This is a genomic window from Acinetobacter tandoii DSM 14970 = CIP 107469, from assembly GCF_000400735.1.
Classification (GTDB): domain Bacteria; phylum Pseudomonadota; class Gammaproteobacteria; order Pseudomonadales; family Moraxellaceae; genus Acinetobacter; species Acinetobacter tandoii.
In genome coordinates this window covers 110577-134067 of sequence record NZ_KE007359.1, presented here as the reverse complement: position 1 = coordinate 134067, position 23491 = coordinate 110577, and the positions used below count along the sequence as shown (strand labels likewise).

Below are 23491 nucleotides of genomic sequence, written 5' to 3'. Positions count from 1 at the left end.
AAATGCAAATAAATCAGAGAAATATTGGTATCCAATACCCACCTTATGTGATTGCTGAGCTTTCTGCAAATCATAATGGGAGTTTGGAAACAGCACTCAAAATAATTGAAGAGGCTAAACGTTGTGGTGCAGATGCCATCAAATTGCAAACATATAGTGCTGACACAATTACGCTTAATAGCCAAAATGAAGAGTTTATGATTCGTGGCGGTTTATGGGATGGTCAGTCTTTATATGAGCTTTACCAAAAAGCACAAATGCCGTGGGAATGGCATAAACCACTTTTTGACCATGCTCGCGCTTTAGACATTACAATTTTTAGTTCACCGTTTGACCGTACCGCAGTTGATTTACTTGAAGACCTTAATGCTCCAGCATATAAGATTGCATCTTTTGAAGCGGTTGATTTGCCATTGATTAAATATGTGGCTGCAACTGGTAAACCAATGATTATTTCGACGGGTATGGCTGACAAAGAAGAAATTGGAGAAGCCATTCAAGCTGCTTATGATGGTGGTTGTAAAGAGTTGGTTGTTTTGCATTGTGTGAGTGGTTACCCTGCTCCAGCAGAAGATTACAATCTGCTTACTATGGTTGATATGGCAAAATCATTTAATGTGCCAGTGGGCTTGTCAGATCATACATTGGATAATACTACTGCAATAACTGCTGTGGCATTGGGTGCATGTATCATTGAAAAACATTTCACATTAGATCGAAGTGGAGGGGGCCCTGATGATAGTTTTTCACTTGAACCTAAAGAGTTAAAACATTTGTGTCAATCTGCTAAAACTGCATGGCAGGCACTTGGACAAGTAGACTATGGAAGAAAGTCAAGTGAACAAGGAAATGCCAAATTTAGACGTTCGCTTTACTTTGTAAAAGACTTGAAAACAGGTGATGTGATTGATGAGTCTTGTATTCGCAGTGTACGTCCAGGTTATGGCATACCGCCTAAATTTTATGATGAAATTTTAGGGAAAAAAGTAACTGTTGATGTAAGCGTAAATATGCCAGTAAAGTTGGAATTTATCAGCTAACTATGCGTGTATTAAAAGATAGCTTTATTTATTTGATTGGGGAGCTTTTTGCGAAAAGTCTCCCTTTTCTCATGTTACCTTATCTAACAAGAAAATTAGGACCTGATGGTTTTGGCGAACTCTCATATTATTTAACCATGCTAGCACTATTTGGTATTTTTGTGGGTTTAAGCCAAGAGGGTGCAGTTACACGTTACTTTTATTTTTACGGGAAAAAAGCTTTAAATACAGTTGTAAAAGCAGGGTATTTATTTAATATTGCTACTTCTATTGTATTTCTGCTTGGTTGTTGGTGGTTTAAAGCAGAGATTATGGCATACGTTGTGTTAGCAACCATGTTTCAGTCTTTTGTTAATGTCCAGCTTGCTTTACGGCAGTGCCAGAAGCAACCATTCAAATATATTACAATCCAAATTATATTGTCCTTAACCAATGTATTCTTTACTATTGCTGCTCTTGAATACTTTAGTCAGGAGTTAGTAGCTTATCGAATATTAGCAATTGTTGCTGCAAACTTAATTACTTTCTTGATAGCAAGTTTAGTGCTAGGTAATTTGTTTAGAGATAACCAACGTTTCACATGGCAGAGACTAAAATTAGGTTTATTTTATATTTTTTCATTTGGTTTGCCACTCATTCTGCATCAGTCTAGTTTTTTTGTTAAAGGTCAGCTAGATAGAATTCTTATTTATCAACAGTATTCAAAAACAGAACTAGGTGTGTATTCTGCAGGTATACAAGTTGCGGCAGTCTTACCTATTGTACTGATGGCATTAAATAAGGCTATTGTCCCTTACTATTATCAAGGACTAAAAGATAATAGATTAACGATTGAAAAAATTAAAGAATATGCATTGCTCTCGATGCCAATAGGTTTATTACCTGCTGGTATAGCATGGCTATTTCCTGAAAATTTCTATCTTTGGTTTTTGGGTGGGAATTATATTGGAGCAAAGTACTATGTAGTAATGTATTTGCTTGGATTTGGCATGAACATAACTTACCTTACGATAGTTAATTATTATTTCTACTATGCAAGGAATAAGCTCATATCAACATTAAGTGCAATATCATCTTGTATTTATTTAATATTGCTTTGGATTTTATGCTCAATAAATATTTCTTATATCCCTTTTGCATTGATTTTAAGTAATTTAGTACTAATTTTTGGTTTGTGGTGGAGTGTAAAGTATGTTAAAGGGTAAGGCATTATTTATATGTATGACACCACTTCAAATACTGATAGCAAAAAGTATTATTTCTGATAAAAAAATTGAAAATTGTAGTTTTCTAATTTTTTATTATAATGATAATACTAAATATAAATACTATATTAATTTATTGAAAAAGAAAGGTTTTGATTATGATTTCTATGAAATAAAATCAAAAACTAAAGCAGGGAGACTGCTTGAATTATTTAAGATTAAAAAATTTATAAATAAAATTAAGAATAGAAAATTTGAAGATATATATGTGTCCAGTATTAATAATGCATTAATACATACTGCATTGCAGGAATTGAGTTTTTATCGGATCTTTACATTTGATGATGGATTGGCAAATTTATATAAAGATAGTGGCTATTATATTGATAAAGAAGTAAAGATCCAGAAATTTATTAAAAGAATATTGGGTGTTAGTTGGTCTTTGAAATTAATTAAAAGTAGTAGCCAAATGCATTATTCTATCTATAAAGATAAGGATAACATTATTAATGAGGTAACTTATATAAATTTACAAACCTCATCGAATATATTGGATTATAAGGGTAAAAAAGAAGTTTTAAAAATTTATATAGGTCAACCATTGTATGAGGTTGATGATTGCTTTACACAGGAATTTTTAATAAAAGTGTTGAGTGAAATTGGTGTGGATTATTATTTTCCACATCCTCGAGAGAGCTTAAATGGTAATTTTAATTACATAGAATCAAATTTAATTTTAGAAGATTATTATGTGGAAATTTCTAGAAATTATGAAGTGCATTTTTATACATTTTTTAGCACAGCAATTATAAATATTGGAATGATGGATGAAAACTTGAAGTCTTATGTTTTATTTAATGATTATTTAATGAAAAAATATAAGAGCGTGTATCATGTTTTTGATTTTAAATCTTATATAGATTTTGTAAATATTGGTGAAATTAATGAATAAGGTTTTTTTTGTATTTATTTTAACTTTCATTGTTAATTTCATATTTATTGGAGTGTCGTATTTTTTTCAACTAAGTAATGCGGTATATGTAATTAGTTTTTTGTCATTTATTTTATTAATATGGTGTTTATATAAACACAATCCAAACTTTATATATGTGAGTGCTTATGCTTTACTAGCAATGGTTTCAACATTGTTTATTAGTATCTTGCTTGAAAATGGAGTTTTTTTGATTGAAATAGGTCAAGTATCTTATTCTATTGATTTACCAGTAAAAGCTACGATTCAATTATCATCATTTTTATTGGGAGCATTTCTATTATTTAGTTTCTTGAGTAGGAGCTCATTAAGAGTAATAAATTTAAATGAATCATTGAATCAAATAATAATATGGTCATGTAGATCCCTTGTTATTATTATTATTTCTATACTGTATTTAATAGCGATTAAATATGGCACACCAATAAGTCATGGTCTTCATAGAAATGATTACTGGACATTTGTTGCTCCATCATGGGGGGCCGCTTTAGTATACTTCTTGATTCAGTTTAATTTTATTTTGGGTTTAAATTATTCTAAAATAAAATCGAAAATTGATGTGTTTTTATATGGAACTGTGATTTTAACAATTATTCTTATGGGAGAGCGATTTACAGGGATTCTTTACTCCTTCTTCTTTTTCTTTATACCAATATTAGTAAATAATACAAAAATCAATATCAAAATTAGTGCATTTAAAAAAACAGTTTTTTTAATATGTGCATTATTTATACTTGGGATTACAGTGTTGAAAAGTTTCTCAGCAATTGATCAAAATACAAACCCTGTTGAGAATGTAGTTATGCGTGCAGCATTACAACCACAAATGTGGTGGGCTTTAGATGAGCAATCTGGAGCTTATCCAAGAGATTTAGGAACAATTTTTGATAGATATTATGGTTTCTTTGTGAGTGACAGGGTTTCGGGTACTTATTACTTGATGGATCAAGTAACGAGTAAGTCATTAGTAGATGCAAGATATGAAACCAAAAGTAAATTTACGATGTCAGGTTTTTTTAATAATGTATATTTTTTTGGATATTTTTTAGGTGCATTAATAAATTTTTTATGGGGCTTATTTTTTGGACTTTTATGTTATTTCTTGCTATTGGGAATACAGTGTAGAAATATATTATTTAGCTTCATTTCTTTCAAATTTTTATACAAAATTCAAGCTATTTTACTGGTGGGATCAATTCCTGATGTATTTTCAATTGGAACCTTAGCTTTTATGCTGATTTGTATTTTCTTTTTGAGGCTCACTTAATATGAATTTACTTTTTATAATAAACTCTTTGAAAAACAAATCTGGATCTGAGCGTGTCGCTATTGAATTGGCAAATAAACTTGGTACATTAGATAATTTTAAAGTTACATTATTAAGTCGTGATACTAATAGGAACGATGCTGCATATCCAATTTCAAATAATGTTAATATTATTTCTCTAAATGGAAATTTATTCGATTTTTATAATAAACTTAAAAAACATATCGCTGTGAATAATTACGACCATGTTGTTGTGCATAATATGGGTAAATTATCACTATTATGTGCTTTTTTGCCAAAGTTAAAAAACTTGGTAATATTAGAACACGTATCTTTTGTAAGCAGACCTAAAAATATTCAACTTTTAAGTAAAATTTTCTATAAGAGAATTGATCAAGTTGTTACTTTAACTAGAAATGATAAAGTTCAATTTGATAAGTTTCATTCTAATGTGATGGTCATACCAAACTTTTCACCATTTCCAGTAGCTAAAACTAGAAATAATGATAGTAAAGAAATCGTAACGATTGGACGTTTAACTGATCAAAAAAACTATATTCATTTGTTAAAAGCTTGGAAAGAAATTTATAACTTAATTCCAGATTGGAAATTGATCATTTATGGTGAAGGTGAACACTTACAGCTTTTAACTGATTATATTAAACAAAACTCACTTCAAAATGTTTTGCTAAAGGGTGTTACTTCAAACATACAAAAAGTTTATGAGCAGTCTGCATTTTTTGTGATGTCCTCTAAGTATGAGGGACTGCCGATGGTCTTAATTGAAGCACAGAGCTTTGGATTACCAATAGTTTCGTATAATTGCCCCTATGGACCAAGTGATGTCATTTCATCAAATGAAAATGGGCTTTTGGTTGAAGATCAAAATGTCCAAAAGCTTGCTGATGCAATCTTGAAATTGGCATCATCCCCAGATTTATTACAGAAATTTTCGCAAAATTCTTTATTAAATGCCGCAAACTACCAACCTGAGCAAATATTGCAAATGTGGATTGATAAGGTATTTAAAGGATAAGTTTATGTTTTCAGCCCTAAGTTCTATTTATCATAAAGAAAATCCTGCTCATTTTGACGCATGTATGCAAAGTATCTGGGACAAGCAAACACTTAAACCGACTGAAATCATTTTAGTAGAAGATGGCCCTTTGACATCAGATTTAGACAGCATTATTGCAATGTGGAAAGCTAAATTAGGTGATGTGTTACATATCATTAAATTGCCTGAAAATGTTGGTACAGGTAAGGCAAAAAACATCGGTTTACAAGCATGTAATTATGAAGTGGTCTGTATTGTTGATACAGATGATATTTATGTATCAAATCGATTCGAAAAACAAGTTAACTTCCTAGAACAGTATCAAGATGTAGTCATTGTCGGTGGCCAAATTTTAGAGTTTGCAGAAGACATTTCGAACCCTTCAGGGAAACGTGAAGTGCCTTTAAGCAATGATGATTTAATAAATTATGCTCAAAGACAAAGTCCATTTAATAATATGACGATTGCTTATCGTAAATCTAAAATTCTGGGTGTAGGAGGTTATCAACATCATTTATGGATGGAAGATTACAACTTGTTCTTAAGAATTATTGCAAAAGGCTACCAAATTAGTAATTTGCCAGATGTACTTGTTTATGCACGAATAGATAATGGTATGCATGGACGACGTAAAGGTTTCAAATATATTAAAAGTGAAAAACAGTTACTAGATTTAAAAAAACAACTCAAAATTCAGTCTCCGTTTTATGCTACTATCTACTTCATTGTACGGTCTACATTTAGACTTATGCCAGCGAATCTGCTAGGTAAAATTTATAATACGTTTTTACGTAAGAAAGTTGAAAAAACAGAGTAAGATAGCAATGAAAAGACTGGTTGATATCGTTATATCATTAATTGCACTAACATTATTGTCTCCAATTTTCCTCATTGTTTGTTATAAAGTACGAAAAAATTTGGGGTCGCCAATCTTTTTTTGCCAAGAACGTCCTGGTAAAAATGGCAAACTTTTCAAAATGATTAAATTTCGCTCTATGAAGGATGCTTTTGATCAGCATGGCAATCCTTTACCTGATGAAAAACGTATTACACCATTTGGGCAAAAATTACGTTCAACGTCTTTAGATGAAATGCCACAACTCATTAATGTATTAAAGGGTGACATGAGCGTTGTTGGTCCACGACCAATGTTGAAAGACTTTGTAGAGCTTTATTCACCAGAACAAGCACGTCGCTTAGAAGTTCGACCAGGCATGACTGGCCTTGCACAAGTCAGTGGTCGTAATGAGTTAGATTATGAAGAACGATTTAAGTGTGATGTCTGGTATGTAGACAATCACAATACCTTAGTCGATTTTAAAATTATGTTTAGAACGGTTGCAGTGATGGCAAAGCGTGAAGGGATTAATGCCCCTGGTCATGTGGGCCCATCTTTATTTCAAGGTAACGCACCAAAAAAATCTGAAGATCAAGTTAAGTCTTAAATTTAGTAATGATTCGAGTTCAATTTCATGATTAAAAAAGCAATCTTACCTGTTGCTGGTTTAGGTACGCGTTTTTTACCTGCAAGTAAGTCAATTCCTAAAGAAATGGTCACGGTGGTTGACCGTCCAGCAATTGAATACGTTGTGCGTGAAGCGGTTCAGGCTGGAATTGAACAAATTATTTTAGTCACACATTCATCCAAAGCATCTATCGAAAACTATTTTGATCGAAATTTTGAACTTGAAACGACATTGGCACAGAAAAATAAAACCGATCTTCTAAAAGAAATTACTGAAATTTTACCTGCGCATGTGAGTGTTGTGAGTGTACGTCAGCCACAACCATTAGGTTTAGGTCATGCTGTGCTTTGTGCCAAAAGTATTATTGGTAGTGATGATTTTGCAGTTTTATTGCCAGACGTTTTGGTCAAAGAAAAATCGGATCAAAATGATCTTGCCTGCATGATTCAGCGATATGAAGCTGTGCAAGCAGCACAAATCATGGTTGAAGCAGTTCCTGAGCATATGGTAGATCAATATGGTATTGTGGATGTAGCTAAATCTCCTGCAGAAGGTGAAAGTATTGCCATGCAGGGCATTGTAGAAAAACCTGCGGTTGGAACTGCGCCATCGAATTTATCAGTGGTGGGACGTTATATTCTGCCTGCAAAAATTATGCAGCTCTTAGAGCAGACTCCCAAAGGGGCAGGCAATGAAATCCAGTTAACAGATGCCATTGCAATGTTGCAGACCACTGATGTTGTTGAAGCCTATCGCATGAAAGGTGAAACGTTTGACTGTGGCAGTAAACTTGGCTACTTAAAGGCTGTTTTACATTATGGTATTGCTCATCCAAAATTAGGACATGAGTTTAAGCAGTTGATTGCCGAATTGAATGTCGAATAAAAATAAGCTTTGTAGGTGAATCATGAAAGTTGCGATATTAGGTGCGACACTGAATGCTGGTGTCATGGCAGTATTGTTATCCGAATATGGCAATCAAGTGTATTGGTGCAGTCATAAAAATAATGAGCATTCCCATCAGAAAAGGGTTCAGTATTTAGACGAAGAAGTCAATTTTCGTCTTAACCGACAGCATAAACTTGGGCATCTTCTTTATTGTTCTGTCGTTGAACTTCCTTTAGACGTCGATGTTTATTTCTTTTGTTATAGCCCAACTGAGATTGGATTAGCGGTTCAGGCCCTTAAAGCATTGGCTATGAAACCGATTATTCATCCAAGATTGATGATTAATGCTGCAACTTTTGGATTAAATGGTACAAACAAGCTTAGCGAGATTTCACCTCAAGATTACTGGGTCTACTTACCAGATGTGATTCAGGAAGGTAATGCCATCAATAGTGTACTTTATCTGAAGCAGATTATTGTGGGGGTGGAAGAAGAACAGGCTAAAACTTTGGTTGAAGAATTATTACGACCAATGTTTAGTACAACTAATCAATATTTGTTCATGCCGATTCTAGATGCAGAATTTACTAAACTGAGTATTTCAGGCATGTTGGCGACTCGGATAAGTTATATCAATGATTTGGCGATGGTGGCTGAAAAATTAGGTATTGATATTGCCAATGTTAAACAGGGGATGGGGGCAGATACGCGAATAGGCTCGGCTTATTTAGCACCTGGAGCCGGTTTTGGTGGCGAAAATTTTTCTCACGATATTTTGACATTATCCAGTGAAGTTTCGAAAAGTGGTGCAAAAAGCCGTCTGTTGCAGCAAGTTTTGGATATCAATGAGCAGCAAAAAGAAATTTTATTTCGTAAACTCTGGAATTATTACCATTCGGATTTAAAAAATAAAATTGTTGCAATTTGGGGAGCATCATTCAAAGAAAATACCTCGAGTATTCATAATTCCCCAATTCATGCCATGCTGAATGCACTATGGGCGCAAGGTGCCAAGGTGAAACTGCATGATCCACAAGCGCTGAAAGAAATATATCAACAGTATGGTCATCGTGAAGATTTAATTTTGTGTACAGATGTTTATGATGCAGTTCAGGATGCGGATGCCTTATGTGTGATCACCGCATGGAAAGAATACTTTAGTCCTGATTATAAAAAACTACAGCAATTGATGCGTCATCCACTTATTCTAGATGGACGTAATATTTATGATCCTCTATATGTCAAAGCGCAGGGTTTTGCATATGAGGGAGTTGGTCGAATATGAGAGAAAATATCGAAAATTTTCCTAAGCAAGCATTTCCTTCTACTGAACAAAAACTACATCAGTTAGCGGAAGAAATGCAGTCGATTCATTTGAACCAGCTTTTTGCAGAACAAGCACAACGCTTTGAAAACTTCAGTCTGTATTGTGAAGATTTACTTTTCGATTTTAGTAAGCACCGTGTCAATTTGCCTGTGATAAAGGCATTGCTCTTATTAGCAGAAGCAAAACAATTAAAAGCTTGGATCAGTCGGTTATTCTCCGTTGAGGCTATTAATTACACAGAGCAACGTGCAGCCATGCATTGGGCTTTGCGCTTGCCTCAAGATTCCGAAGTTTTCCCAGAATTATCTCAGCAAGTGCATGAACAATTAGATCGGATGTTTAATTTGGTCGAAAAAATTCATGCGGGGCAATATCGTGGCGTGACAGGTGAAGTCATTCAAGATGTGGTAAACATTGGGGTAGGTGGCTCAGATTTGGGTCCTTTGATGGTTTCTCATGCCTTATCGGATTTTAAAGTCCAAACAGCGAAACCCTTAAATGTACATTTTGTTTCGACGATGGATGGCAGTCAGCTTTCAGAGCTCTTGCATCAGCTAAGACCTGAAACCACCTTATTTATTATCTCTTCCAAATCTTTCGGCACTGTTGATACCTTATCGAATGCTGAAACAGTTCGCCTATGGTTAGAGAAAACTTTAGGGCAACGTGATTGTGTTCTAAAAAGTCATTTTATTGGTGTATCGACTAAACCTGACAAAATGACGGCTTGGGGAATTCATCCAGATCACCAGTTTTTATTATGGGACTGGGTCGGGGGGCGTTATTCGCTTTGGTCTTGTATTGGGCTACCGATTGCTTTGCAAATTGGGGTTGAAGGCTTTAAAGCATTGTTGTCAGGTGCGCATTTGATCGATCAGCATTTTCAAAATGCACCATTTGAGCAAAATATTCCTGTGCTGATGGGGTTATTGGGGGTATGGAATACCAACTATCTGAACATGCAAACCCATGCCGTTCTTCCTTATGATGGTCGATTAAAATATTTTGCTGCGTATTTACAACAGCTTGAGATGGAATCTAACGGTAAGTCTTTACAACGTGATCATCAAAAAGTTGAATCTTCGACTTGTCCGATTGTGTGGGGAGAGGTAGGTCCAAACGCACAACATGCATTTTATCAGTTGTTACATCAAGGTACACATGCGGTCAGTTGTGATTTTATCGCACCCGTACAGCGCTATAATGCCAAGCAATTTACTTATGTTGAAAATGCAGAAGCCTTAATTGAGCAACATCATTTGGCACTTTCCAACTGTTTAGCGCAATCTAGATTATTGGCCTTTGGCAATCAAGCATTGTGCGAGAATGAGGTAGAAAATCTGCCTGAATATAAAAAATATGTGGGAAATCAGCCAAGCACGACAATATTGGTGAATGAGTTGAATCCAAAAACTTTAGGTATGCTCATTGCCCTCTATGAACATAAAGTGTTTGTGCAATCGGTGATTTGGAATATTAATCCTTTTGATCAATGGGGCGTGGAAAAAGGCAAAGAAATAGCCAATCAATTATTGCCCGTACTGAATGGTCAGCAAACGGATATTGCACAGTTTGATGCTTCGACTCAGGGTTTACTGAAGGTTTTGTTAGGAAATAAGCATGGCTAAGATTTTAGTCACAGGTGGAGCCGGTTATATTGGCTCACATACCTGTGTTGAGTTATTAACCGCAGGTCATGACGTTGTGGTTTTAGATAATCTCTCAAATAGTTCGGTTGAATCCTTAATGCGGGTACAACAATTGTCTGGAAAATCTCTCGATTTTGTCGAGGGGGATATTCGAGATGGTGAAACACTAGATCAACTTTTTGCACAGTATACAATTGATGCGGTGATTCATTTCGCAGGCTTAAAAGCAGTAGGTGAAAGCCAGCAGATTCCTTTGACTTATTTTGATAATAATATTACGGGCAGTCTGAATTTGGTCAAAGCTATGGAGCGGGCTGGCGTATTTAAGTTGGTGTTTAGTTCTTCTGCGACTGTTTATGATGAGGCAAATACTTCGCCATTGAATGAAGAAATGCCGACGGGTATGCCATCTAACAATTATGGCTATACCAAGCTGATTGTTGAACAAATGCTACAAAAGCTCAGTGTTGCAGATAAGCGTTGGTCGATTGCTTTGTTGCGTTACTTTAACCCTGTAGGCGCGCATAAAAGTGGTCGAATTGGTGAAGATCCCCAAGGAATTCCAAATAATTTGATGCCTTATGTAACGCAAGTCGCTGTGGGTCGTCGTGAAAAACTGGCTATTTTTGGTCAAGATTACGATACAATAGATGGTACAGGCGTTCGTGATTATATCCATGTAGTGGATTTAGCTAATGCGCATTTATGTGCATTGAATAATCGTTTAGCGGCTACAGGCTGTCGTGCATGGAATATCGGTACGGGGCAAGGTGCCTCAGTTTTGCAAATTAAAAATACCTTTGAGCAAGTCAATGGGATCGCGATTGCATTTGAATTTGCACCACGACGTGAGGGGGATGTTGCCACCTCATTCGCAGATAATACTCGTGCAGTGACAGAATTGAACTGGCAGCCGCAATATGGTTTGGAAGATATGTTGGCCGACAGTTGGAATTGGCAAAAACAGAACCCGCAAGGATATGCTTAAAATAGACTTTAAAAAGGGAGCAAAGTGCTCCCTTTTTTAACTTTGAATCAATTGTGTTAATTCATTTACATAAGCTTGCATCGGCTTTGGATTTTGATCCAAACGGCTTTCAATATTCAAGCGAAGCAAAGGTTCTGTATTGGATGCACGTACGTTAAAACGCCAAGTGCCGAAATCTAAGCTTACCCCATCGGTACGATCAATCTCAGGATTTTGATCTGCAAAATGGTCAAACAGTTTTTGAATTGTAGCTTGCGTATCTGCAACCTTAAAGTTGATTTCACCACTACATGGAAACTTGGTAATCATATCTTCAACCAAGCTAGATAAAGATTGCTGTGTTTCAGATAAAACGCTAATCGCCAGTAACCATGGAATCATGCCACTATCGCAATAAGCAAAATCACGGAAATAGTGGTGTGCACTCATTTCTCCACCATAGACTGCATTATGCTCACGCATGACATCTTTAATAAAGGCGTGACCAGATTTAGACTGTACAGTAATCCCTTGATATTGATCGACAATATCTAAGGTGTTCCAGACCAACCGTGGGTCATGTACAATTTTTTCATTGCTTTGTTTTAACAAGAAGGCTTGAGCCAATAAGCCGACAATGTAATAACCTTCAATAAATTGCCCTTTTTCATCAAAGAGGAAACAGCGGTCAAAATCGCCATCCCAAGCAATGCCCATATCCGCCTGATGTTCTAGTACTGCATGACGGGTACTATCACGATTTTCAACTAAAATCGGATTTGGAATACCATTCGGGAATGTGCCATCGGCTTCATGATGAATTTTGATAAACTCGACTGGAACTTGCAGTTGCTTGAACTTTTGCTCCAGTGCATCAATCACATGTCCTGCTGAACCATTGCCCGCATTGACCACCAGTTTGAGTGGGCGAATTTTTTCAGGGCGAATGTAGGTGAGGAGGTGATCGATGAATTCAGGCAGAATATTGTAACTTTCAACTGTACCTCTACGCTCAACTGTGGTAAATGCGCCTGATTCCGCCAGTGCTTGAATATCTTTTAAACCGGTGTCAGCACTGATTGGGCGTGCATTTTCACGCACCAGTTTCATGCCGTTATAATCCATTGGATTGTGACTGGCCGTGATTTCGATACCCCCTTGTACGTCAAGATGGAAGGCACCGAAATACACTTCTTCAGTTCCTGTCATACCCAAATCAAGAACATTGACACCAGCATCGATGAGCCCTTGGATGGTGGCTTGTTTTAGGCCTTCGCTGCTCAGACGGATATCGCAACCAATCACCACGGTTTTAGGTTGATAGATTTGCCCATAGGCACGCCCAATTTTATAGGCAATCTCTTCATTCAATTCTGAGCCGAGTTTGCCACGAATATCATAAGCTTTAAAACAGGTAAGGCTGGTCATATTTTTAACTCATATTATTTGATAAAAAAGGCTCTGTAAGATGGTAATAAAGTTTCATCTTAAATTTCTTCTAACTAATTGATTTTCATGGTTCATGATTTGCCTTATTAAAAATAAAGTATCATCTTAAACCATAGTATACTCTTAATCCTATAGAAAAATTAGTAATAAAGTATCATCCTAAATGCAATTCGAAAGCCAAAACACGGATGTCATTGAGGTACAGTTAAAAGACTAATTACCATAAAATTAAGAAATATCCAAATAACAGAACATATTTTCCTCAATAGCTCATGCTACAGAAAAATCCATTAAATAGATTTTAAAACTTCTGTAAATCGCTTTACCCAATCTTTAAACTCTTTATCAGACGTAGTTATCTCAAATTTGTTTTTTGGATGGTTAACGCCTTTGGGAATACCAATATTTTTTAATAGTTCTGCAGTAGGCCAACGCAAAGAACGTCTAATAATTTGTTCTTTAAAACTAGGAAAATTTTGATCCCACGCTTCAAAACTTTCGACCTTAACAATTAATGTTGAAAGTGGTTTGTGATTGTCACTTGTATCAATTTCTACAATGGAAAATTTTTTATCTTGAAATTCTAGCTGGACTTCCGCAATACTCCGAAAGTTGCCATCATCGGTCTTATGTAGCTTGGATCGATTGACAGCGGGAAGCTTGGAAATGGTAAATTTAATTTTTGATAGAATATTATGCTGTAATGTAAATTGCTCAATCATGGCTTTAAATGCTTCAAATCGTTTCATGAATAGCTCAAGGTCATCACTTTCATCTTGACAATTTTCAAACTCCCCTCGACCAATTTCTCCAAAAATAGTGGATTCACCTGTACCTACGTTAGGTTCCGGTAATATAGTTACATCATCGTTATTAAATTTACCCTTTTTACCAGAATGTTTAATTGCTGCTTTTTTCGTTTCAAAAGGAGATGAGAGTGATAGTGTAATTTTGGGTGAATCAATGATTGTTATTTGTTTATCACTATTGGCTTCTTTTTTATCATCAATTATAGGATCTTCATTTCGTGTGTGCTTACTACCTCTAGAAGAGCGCTCAGAGCTTACCTGAGTATTTTTTACAGTAAAATTTGGACTACAAAAAATGACAGTATGATTAATTTCACTGGGTAAGTTTGATATTGCCAGAATTTCATTTACATAATATTTGTTTGTCTTTGGACTAAAATATACTTTTAATGTGAGCTCAGCGCCTTTTAATGATGGTGGGATAAAATTAAAGTTCCAGAATTCTCGGAATTTTGTCTGCACTTTCTCACTCAAAAAATTTTTGGAGATGCTTTCAAAGGATGCTCGTGCCTCTGTATCGAGTAATATCCATGCGAGCAAGCGGCGCATCCCAATATTATCATATTGGGATGGTGGGAAGTTACAGAAGTCAAGAATATTGATCAGAGTTTGATTCTCTTCTTTTATGATATCAAATTCCCGAAAAAAACGCCTTTGATCCAATGCAGCACGAGATAGATAGGCAGTATGCAAGAATAATACTCTAGCGAGTTCTATTTGAGGTAAAACAATTTCGATGTCTGTTAGTGTTGCATGAATATCGCTAACAATATGACTAAATTGGTACTGCTTTGATTGATTAATTATAACATCCCATTTTTGCAAGTCATCTATTTTAATAGTGATAATAGACTCATTAAAAGGAGTGAATTTTTTATTCTGATTGAATCTCCGATTTCTTGCTAATAATGGCATATTAGAAAAACGAGCATGGTTAAGCAAATATCTCTGATCTTTAGTTGAATATTCATCATTTTCTAATCCAATAGTGATATTCCATTCTTCATTCTTTATATCTTTGAAAATAGAACCTAAAAAAGTAATTCTCGCATTTTCAGGAAAATTTTTAATTTTTATCATCAGGATTTTACCATTTTAAACTTTGGTGAATTGACAAAAAATGACTACATATATTAAAGCTTATTTTATTGAAATCTCAAAACTTAATTTTATAAAGCCAGCGATTTAATAAAATTAATTTTGCATAATGTTAGAGAACTCATGAACGATGTATTCTAGAAATTTTTTCGTTTCAGATGTCATTCGTTCTTCACTTAATCCAGCTTTTCGTAGAATACGCCACTGAGGAATTGGTTGTTTATTGATTTTAATATCTATAAACACTTTTGTTAGGCGCCTGATTTGATAACAGCTGATATCTTCACTATATCGTTCTAGAAAAAGTTGAATCAGAGGTAATTTATGTAAATTTTTCTCTAATGTATTTGACATTAAAGTCTGTTTTAACCACCATTTTGCGGAGCGTCTTGATCCCTCTAAATCCCAAATTAAAGCATTATTGAGCTGGATAAGTTGCCGGACATAAAAAAGATCGCGTTTTTGCCAATCAATTTTAGTCCCTTGAGGAATAAACTTCTGATGGAAATTTTGGTTCGTCTGCAATAGCCAGGTTTTATCGTTTCGATATAACCATGCATAAAGAGCTGCCTGCAGGTGACGAGCCGGTTTAACCCCATGGTCTTGTACTAAATCTAACCATTTTTTACGATTTTCAGCTCTAGTTATTTCAAAATTAGTATCCTGGTATTTTATTCGACTATTCTGTTGAGTAATTACTTTCTTGAAAGACTTAACTTGATTGAATATCTCTGCAAAAGACCAGTCAGCATTTAGAAACGCTTCGATTACAAGAATATGCTCAAGATAACTAAAGCTTTTGCGATGCTTTCTGAAAATATTATGTAGCCAGCTGCTTTCAGAAGCTAAGTCATCCAAATGATATTGACTAAGAAATTTTTGTGACCACCGTAACGATATTTTTTCTAAAATTTGATCAAAAGCAATTTGGTTTTGCCCGCGAGTACAGTTATTCCTCTTGGCTAATTCATTATAGAACATCGTCCACTGTTCATAACTTGGTGATACAAAAGGTGGTATAGATAACAATTCTATTAATTTAGAACTAATGAAAAGTTCATCACTTGTTGCTGGTATCTGATTCCATTCAATACAAAAAATATCTGAAGGTACCATGAAGTCATGTCTGTGTAATGATCTTAAATCTAGGGTTGATTCTACAAGCTTACCGTGTTGCGGGCAGCAAGCTCCCTGTATTTGCCATAATCGTACCCAGTAGAATTCGCCTTTTTGAAGTGCTTGCTCTTTCAAACATTGTGGGCAGTAACGTAGTCTATCAATAATAGGGACTCGTGAAGCATTAATTCCCAAAGAAAGATGTACCGAGCCTTGTGAAATATTGGCCATCCATTTGAAACATTGTTGTCGCCTTGCTTCAGGTACAAAAGGTGCATATATAGGAAATAATGTGTGTTTATATATTATATTTTCTAGACTTAATTGTCCCTCAGTATACTGATTAACAATCGAATTCAGATGACAGGGTAAATCAACCGTAGCAATAACCTTTCTATTTTGAAACACTGCGTCAAGTAACTGCTTTGGACTTTCAAATGCTAAACGAACTCCAGCTCGAGCCACTGTACTGTAAATCAACTCTTGTTCATAAGGCATAGGAAAATTTAGCATAACTAACTCACCTGTTTTATCCAATTAGATATATCAAAGATCAAATCAGTTTGAGTTTTTAAATGATCATAAAAGCTTTGATCATTCTCTTTTTGTGAAAATTGAAAACGTAAGTCAACCGAATCCAATGTTTGCCATTGATCATATTTAAGCAGTTTGGTTTTTGATAATTTTGGTTTGGATAATGAGGAATTTTTTGTTGAATCTACATCCTGATTTAACCAATCCATAATAATGGGTAGTAGCTCAGTCAAGTGTTTATCGGGATGCTTAACAAATACTTTTTTGACCAGTGGTACTAAAAGATTGGTGTCATAACCTAATTCAAGCAACAGATTATGCAAACGGATGGATTCTGCATGCCCCTGATATTCAGCAAGCTCATCTCCTTGATCAACAGCACTTTCTTCGATTTTAGAAAAAAGTTTTAACAATTGTCTGTCAATTTCAGGTGTAATTAAATCAGGATATTGTGCAATCCGTCGAGCATCACCTGAACGTAAAGCATCTATAATGTGATGAATGGGTTTAAAATCTTCTTGATATGTAGTTTTGAGCAATTTAACAGTGATTCGTTCTAAACCAGACTCAATTGCCCGTATTTGTGCAAGGACAAAAAGCTTAACAGTTATATCTAAAATACCTTGAGTTAGATCAAACCAACATTGCCGTAACTCATCGGACAATAGAGAATCACTTTTCCTTAACCATTGATATTTCCAAAGAGCATCTGTAAAAGTCATCCACTCTGATTTTCGTACTTTTCCATCCGGGGTTTTTATTGCAGGTTCATTTTTTATAGGTTCCCAATGAATTGAACCAAAACCTACAGCTCTACGTGATGAACGCAAATCACGTTCAAATATGTTACTGGCTTTTGGCGTTCCTACCATAATAATTGGCAAGCTATAAACATTCACTAAAGTTACAAAGAAATTTAACATTTCATCAGAATTTTTCGATCTGTTTGCTATGAGATGTTGAATTTCATCAATCACCAAAAGACCGATTGCATGAAGATGAGCAATGTGTCCCATAAGTTGCAATAGCTTTTGTTCATTATGTCGCTTTTGGGTGTATTGCTGTTCATAGTTAGTTCCTAAAGCACGATCAACGGCACTAAAGAAATTTAAATATAGTGATTTGAGTGATCCATTATATGGACAGTCAATTTTTAGATAGACCAGTTGTGTGAAATTATGTTCAGGATGGTAAATTTTTTGTTTGTAATTTTTAAGAATACGATTTAATGTGGTTGTTTTGCCACTACCAGAGAACCCAATAAAAACCAGACTTTGTGCTGTTGATATTAAATCTGTATGGCGAGAAGCATTAAAATCATTGCTTCTAATATGTTCAAAACTATTCTGTAAATGCCGATTTAAATCCCCTGTGGTAATATTTCGCCCTACATACCCTTTTCTCAGCATAATAGAAATTTTTTGTTCTAATGTTAAATGTCGTTTAATAGGGTGAAAAAAATTATTTAATAACTGCGATATAATATGAGCACGAGTATTGTTAGGAAGTTGCCGATCCGATAATCTGAATTCGACAGTACCTTTAATGGCTTGTATAGTATCATTTGCCTCAAAAATTTCGGGTAATGCCTCGATAAAAGGATTTCCCTGATAATCAGAAACAGGGCTTGCTTTATACACTGCTTGGTAATTTTTATTAGTCATAATTTTATCCTATCTTATCTAAATATCGTGACTATCAACTTTCATCGTTAGGATCATCAAGATCATCTAGCAAATCTTGATAAATACCAAAACGTAGTCTGTAATCTTCATCATTTTCTAAATCTATAAATTGCCTAGACTTAGGCATCTGAATAATATTACTTTGAGTTTCTGAAGATTGTTCTAAAACCGTCAATGCACCTTTTGACGATTTTTGGCTGTTGTTTCTCTGTTTCAATCGTTCACTATCTTTTTCAGCTTGTTTATTTTTACGAAGATCAGTCAAACGTTGTTTTTTGCTAGATGTGGAAGGTTTTTTGGCATCTGCCCGAGCAATAATTGATTCAATATGTTCTTCAAGATATGCTTGAGATTTATTGGTTTTTAGATCTTGAGCCGCTTTTATTTTCTTTTGTTCGTGTTGAACCTGCCAGACTTCCCAAAAACTACACCCTAAAAACTCTCTCGATCTTGGAGAAAGTGTAGCTTCCCAATAATTTAAACTATGCTCCTCATAAAACACATAAATCATTTCTGCATTACTTGGGTCATAAGCTACTTGAAAAAATTGTGGACGAGAAATAGTTTTTTTGCGATGCATCCAACCTTGTTCATTTATTTCAGTACAGTGATAAAACACTCCAAAAATTTTCAACCCAAGATCAGACAAGGTTGCTTTAACTTTAGGTAATAAAGCAATACGTAATGCTTTTTCTGAAACCTGTTTTAACCGACCTACACGATGTTGTATTCCCCAATTCCATAAATGAATAGGAACCAACGGCAAATCGCTAGGCATATCTATATCACGATCATAAGTTGTCAATTGATGTGACAAATTATGTGTGAGGATTGAACCAATAATGATCTGCTTAAATTCAGTTATGTTAAGTGTTGCATCTAATCGGTAGTCAGCGCCCCCACGTTTTTTTTCTTTAACCTGTTGTACTACACCCGAAGCAAAAGGCTTAAATTTTGCCTGAACAGTTCTGAAATAACGTTCAACAATTGGTTTTAAATCTCCGCGGTAAGGTGCTGTATTTTCGATACGAATAGAAAAGTTATATTCTAAAGCTTCAATCTGATGTCCTAATAATTCCCCCCGATCTGCCAAAATAGCATCAGGTAATCCAATACATGGCCAGTCATCATGTGTAATTTCATAACCATATTGTTTGCATAACTCAACTTTATCCGTCATGGCAACTTGTAAAGCTTGCATTGCGGTTACATAGGAAGCATTTTCAAAGCCAATATAGAAACCAACCACCATTCTACTAAATACATCAGCAACTAGATAAATAGTTGGCCGTCCAACAATACAGGCACGATCGGAATCTGAGACAAGATAAACATCAGCAATGGTTGCATCAATTTCATAGCGAGAACCCGGCCCTAGGACTTGGGTGTTGACAGTTGAATGGAGCCCTCTGATGTCTTTTGCATAGATAATTGGATTGGTTCGAGCAGTAAGTTGAGCTACTTTTGGGAACTCACGTTCATAAAAATATTTAAACTGCCAGATGGTCGGAATTTCGCTATCAGGTGTATCTGGAAATAATGAATGATACATCGTAGAAAATTTACGATAGGCATAACTCAAAGAATGTTTATCCTTCGTTAACATATATTTATTGATATTAATTCTGAAGAGTCGCTCGATATTCTGATCAACTAATGCACCAACACCTTCGCTATATTTTCTTGGTCTACCCAGTTTTTTATTTTTTGCAATACGTTTAACACCTTTAGCACCAGAATTGTTATAACTAGGAATAAGTGCATTTGGTGTTTGACCTCGTTGCCAGTATCGACGTGCTAATCTATAAATAGTTTGATGAGTTGTTTTATGCTGCTCAATAATTCTTTTAACAAGGCTAAAACGAACAGATGGATCATAGAAATGTTCATTAGATATGAGTAAATCTATAATGTTCATTCCCATATCACGTTTTTTTTGCTGTACAGAACCTTCTGTCACATTAATTAAGGAAATATCAGCGAAAGGATCTTTAATTATTTCTGCTTCGCCGGCTTCTATAGCTGTAATCAATTCTTCTTTTTTAATTATAGAGGGATTGGCATTGGGGTGATTTAAATCAATCCAGATAATATAAGAAGGAATAATTTTAAGAAGTCGGTAATCTTTACCTTGAAACTTATATACACTATTGATTCGAAACATGGCGAATTTCCTCCCATATTTCAAAATTGCCTAACTTGATCTCAGAGGCTTTAATCTTTTTATAGTCCTTGGTTATATCGAAAATGAAATAACGTTGTGCAAGCAGTTCTCGGAGCTCAGCTAAAGACGTACCAATCGTTAAATTATATGCTTGATCCATTTTTTTACTTAAAGTTATTAAGTCAAGTTCAGGATATTGTGTAAATATATGGATATAATCGTTTAAGCGGTCGTACATTTCAGTATTAGATTGTCTCATGGCTGGATAAAGCCATTTGATGTTATTCAAAACAACTGAAGGAATTTCTTTTTCTGTAAGGATATACCAAGGTGTATCTGTACTTTTCCAATATCTACGCTCAAGTTCTAGTTTTTCAACGATTCTTTCATCCTGTAAGCTATTTGTGTATTTAGTTCGGATGACAAAACTTGGTTGGTTTGTACTTTGACTATTTACATAAAAACTTGAAGTTATAGTTTGTAGAGCGTCTTTAACTTTAGGGTGAGAGATCTGAGCTTCTTCTGAAATTTCGAGAGTAGTGTTGAGAGGCAAGGGAAATTGCTCTCTGATATCAGTAATTAACGGATTCCAGTCTAAAAGTAGAAAAATTGCAAGTTCTAAATCAGATAATAAATGATGGGTGCGTTTTGTTGTATGGCCAAATACTCGGTGAGAACGACCTTTTGAACTAACATCTCGTACAGTGATCCATGGCTTATAATCTTTTAAATAGCCTTGGCCTCGTCCTTCTTTGATCCAGCGTTTCTGCTGATGCTCTGTAACCATAACAAATCGCCCGCTATTCTTCATTTATTTAGAATAGCGGGCGATTATTATTTAATCAATATAGGATGATACTTTATTTCTAAAGATGAAACTATATTACCTAGGATGATACTTTATTACCTAAATACAGGCTCGAAATTCGAGCCTTTATTTTTATTCGACAGTAACACTCTTGGCCAAGTTTCGAGGCTGGTCTACATCAGTACCACGCAATACTGCGACATGATAAGACAGTAGCTGTACAGGGACGCTATACACGATTGGTGCTAAAGTCGCACTAATACTTGGTACACTCACTACGTGTTGGCGATCTTTATTGTGAATGCCACTATGTTCATCCGCAAAGACAAACAATTCGCCCCCACGTGCTTGAACTTCTTCCATGTTAGATTTGAGTTTATCCAACATGTCATCTTGTGGAGCAAGAATAACCACAGGCATATCATTATCGACCAAAGCCAACGGCCCATGTTTGAGTTCGCCCGCAGCATAACCTTCAGCATGAATATAGGAAATTTCCTTCAGTTTCAATGCACCTTCCAAGGCAATCGGGAAATGTGTGCCACGACCAAGGAATAAGCAGTGTTGTTTTTCCACAAACAATTCTGAAAGTCGCAAAATAGCTGCGTTATTTTGCAAAGTATCTAAAATAACCTTAGGTAAGTGCCATAACTCTGCTGCAATGCTTTGAATTTGATGTTCTGAAATGGTTTGTTTGATTTGACCAATTTTTAAAATCAGTAACATCAATGCGGCCAATTGCGTGGTAAAGGCTTTGGTTGATGCTACGCCAATTTCAGGGCCTGCCAAGGTCAATAAACTGTGGTTGGTTTCACGAATCATCGATGAAGTGGCCACATTACAAATTGCCATAGTCACAATATTGATATTCTTTGATACAGCACGCTTTTGGGTATCACGCAGTGCAGCTAAGGTATCCGCAGTTTCACCCGATTGCGAAATACATAAGTAAAGCGTGTTATTCACAATGACAGGAGTGCGATAGCGGAATTCGCTGGCAATTTCAACCTGACATGGTACATCAATCAGTTGTTCAAACCAGTATTTGGCAATCATGCCGGCGTGGTAGCTGGTCCCACAAGCTAGAATTTGTACTTGTTGGATGTTCGCAAAATCCGCTTCTGCTTGCTTTAAGAAATCAGCACGCAAAGCATTACCATCTAAAGCTTGAGAAATGGTTTGTTGCAACGCTTCAGGTTGTTCGTAAATTTCTTTCAGCATGTAATGCTTGAATTCACCTTTTGATGCATTGCTGACCGTTGCATCCAGTTCTTTCACTGGACGATTGACCAATTGCCCATTTACAAATACTTCAATCTTGTCACGCGTTAAACGAGCAATGTCACCTTCTTCAAGGTAAATAAAGCGGTTGGTAATCGGCAATAAAGCCAATTGATCCGAGCTAATAAAGTTTTCACCAATACCCACGCCAATCACAAGTGGTGAGCCTTCACGCACCGTAATCAGTTCATCAGGATAATCTGTGTGAATAATTCCCAGTGCATATGCACCTTTAAGCTGTGGTACTACACTTTGTACAGCTTCTAACAGGCTAGAGGTTGATTTTAAGGCGTCATGTACCAGATGCGCGACAACCTCAGTATCGGTTTGCGAGGTAAATACATAACCCAGGGCTTCAAGATCATCTTTCAGCTCTTGATAGTTCTCGATAATCCCGTTATGTACGACGGCAACATGACCCGAGACATGTGGATGAGCATTATTTTCGGTTGGTTTACCATGGGTTGCCCAACGAGTATGTGCAATCCCAAGTGAACCTGTGACCAGTGATTCATTCACGGCTTGTTCAAGATTGGCAACTTTACCGACACGACGTTCACGTAAAATAGCATCTTGACTCACCAGCGCTAAGCCTGCCGAATCATAGCCACGATATTCCAGTCGCTTTAAACCTTCAATTAAAATATTGGTAATACTACGTTCTGCAACGCCACCGACAATACCACACAT

General features: G+C 35.6%; 18 protein-coding genes. 11 read left to right on the top strand and 7 right to left on the bottom strand.

What is annotated here, in order from left to right; genetic code table 11:
- Window positions 1–2: 2 nt before the first annotated feature.
- From pseI to galE, 11 genes are read left to right on the top strand one after another with little or no spacing between them, the layout of a single operon-like run.
- A complete protein-coding gene (gene pseI, locus I593_RS00705; RefSeq protein ID WP_016165675.1) occupies window positions 3–1040 on the top strand; it encodes a pseudaminic acid synthase in 1038 nt (345 codons plus the stop codon).
- A 2-nt stretch (window positions 1041–1042) separates the two neighbouring features.
- Window positions 1043–2245: an oligosaccharide flippase family protein gene (locus I593_RS00700; RefSeq protein ID WP_016165674.1), complete on the top strand. Its 1203-nt coding sequence runs from the start codon at window positions 1043–1045 to the stop codon at window positions 2243–2245.
- The gene (locus tag I593_RS00695) at window positions 2232–3197 is read left to right on the top strand and encodes a glycosyltransferase family 52 (RefSeq protein WP_016165673.1); all 966 of its coding nucleotides are present in this window, start codon (window positions 2232–2234) and stop codon (window positions 3195–3197) included. Before I593_RS00700 ends, I593_RS00695 begins: the two co-directional genes overlap by 14 nt.
- Window positions 3190–4503, top strand: coding sequence for a DUF6418 domain-containing protein (locus I593_RS00690; RefSeq protein WP_016165672.1), 1314 nt, complete (start codon window positions 3190–3192; stop codon window positions 4501–4503). Before I593_RS00695 ends, I593_RS00690 begins: the two co-directional genes overlap by 8 nt.
- A gap of 1 nt (window position 4504) precedes the next feature.
- The gene (locus I593_RS00685; RefSeq protein WP_016165671.1) at window positions 4505–5539 is read left to right on the top strand and encodes a glycosyltransferase family 4 protein; all 1035 of its coding nucleotides are present in this window, start codon (window positions 4505–4507) and stop codon (window positions 5537–5539) included.
- 4 nt (window positions 5540–5543) lie between these two features.
- Window positions 5544–6377 carry a glycosyltransferase gene (locus I593_RS00680; protein WP_016165670.1) on the top strand — a complete coding sequence of 278 codons (834 nt, stop codon included), beginning with the start codon at window positions 5544–5546 and terminating at the stop codon, window positions 6375–6377.
- A gap of 7 nt (window positions 6378–6384) precedes the next feature.
- A complete protein-coding gene (locus I593_RS00675; protein ID WP_016165669.1) occupies window positions 6385–7005 on the top strand; it encodes a sugar transferase in 621 nt (206 codons plus the stop codon).
- Between the two features lie 27 nt (window positions 7006–7032).
- Complete coding sequence (gene galU, locus I593_RS00670; RefSeq protein WP_016165668.1) at window positions 7033–7911, top strand: UTP--glucose-1-phosphate uridylyltransferase GalU; 879 nt, start codon at window positions 7033–7035, stop codon at window positions 7909–7911.
- Window positions 7912–7933: 22 nt separating this feature from the next.
- Window positions 7934–9199 carry a nucleotide sugar dehydrogenase gene (locus I593_RS00665; RefSeq protein WP_016165667.1) on the top strand — a complete coding sequence of 422 codons (1266 nt, stop codon included), beginning with the start codon at window positions 7934–7936 and terminating at the stop codon, window positions 9197–9199.
- Complete coding sequence (pgi, locus tag I593_RS00660; protein ID WP_016165666.1) at window positions 9196–10869, top strand: glucose-6-phosphate isomerase; 1674 nt, start codon at window positions 9196–9198, stop codon at window positions 10867–10869. The genes I593_RS00665 and pgi overlap by 4 nt, the downstream gene beginning before the upstream one ends.
- On the top strand, window positions 10862–11878 hold the full coding sequence (gene galE, locus I593_RS00655; RefSeq protein WP_016165665.1) for a UDP-glucose 4-epimerase GalE: 1017 nt from the start codon (window positions 10862–10864) through the stop codon (window positions 11876–11878). The genes pgi and galE overlap by 8 nt, the downstream gene beginning before the upstream one ends.
- A 36-nt stretch (window positions 11879–11914) precedes the next feature.
- Here galE and I593_RS00650 read toward each other — a convergent pair whose 3' ends face one another.
- The 7 genes from I593_RS00650 to glmS form a co-directional block, all read right to left on the bottom strand.
- Window positions 11915–13285, bottom strand: a complete 1371-nt coding sequence (locus I593_RS00650) for a phosphohexomutase domain-containing protein (protein WP_016165664.1) — start codon at window positions 13283–13285, stop codon at window positions 11915–11917.
- A gap of 311 nt (window positions 13286–13596) precedes the next feature.
- Window positions 13597–15195, bottom strand: a complete 1599-nt coding sequence (locus tag I593_RS00645) for a Tn7-like element transposition protein TnsE (protein ID WP_016165663.1) — start codon at window positions 15193–15195, stop codon at window positions 13597–13599.
- 114 nt (window positions 15196–15309) lie between these two features.
- Window positions 15310–16842: a TnsD family Tn7-like transposition protein gene (locus I593_RS00640; protein ID WP_016165662.1), complete on the bottom strand. Its 1533-nt coding sequence runs from the start codon at window positions 16840–16842 to the stop codon at window positions 15310–15312.
- Window positions 16843–16844: 2 nt separating this feature from the next.
- A complete protein-coding gene (locus I593_RS00635) occupies window positions 16845–18527 on the bottom strand; it encodes an AAA family ATPase (protein ID WP_016165661.1) in 1683 nt (560 codons plus the stop codon).
- Between the two features lie 34 nt (window positions 18528–18561).
- Window positions 18562–20712, bottom strand: coding sequence for a DDE-type integrase/transposase/recombinase (locus I593_RS00630; protein ID WP_016165660.1), 2151 nt, complete (start codon window positions 20710–20712; stop codon window positions 18562–18564).
- Window positions 20696–21499: a heteromeric transposase endonuclease subunit TnsA gene (locus tag I593_RS00625; protein ID WP_016165659.1), complete on the bottom strand. Its 804-nt coding sequence runs from the start codon at window positions 21497–21499 to the stop codon at window positions 20696–20698. Before I593_RS00625 ends, I593_RS00630 begins: the two co-directional genes overlap by 17 nt.
- Before the next feature lie 153 nt (window positions 21500–21652).
- Window positions 21653–23491, bottom strand: coding sequence for a glutamine--fructose-6-phosphate transaminase (isomerizing) (gene glmS, locus I593_RS00620; protein ID WP_016165658.1), 1839 nt, complete (start codon window positions 23489–23491; stop codon window positions 21653–21655).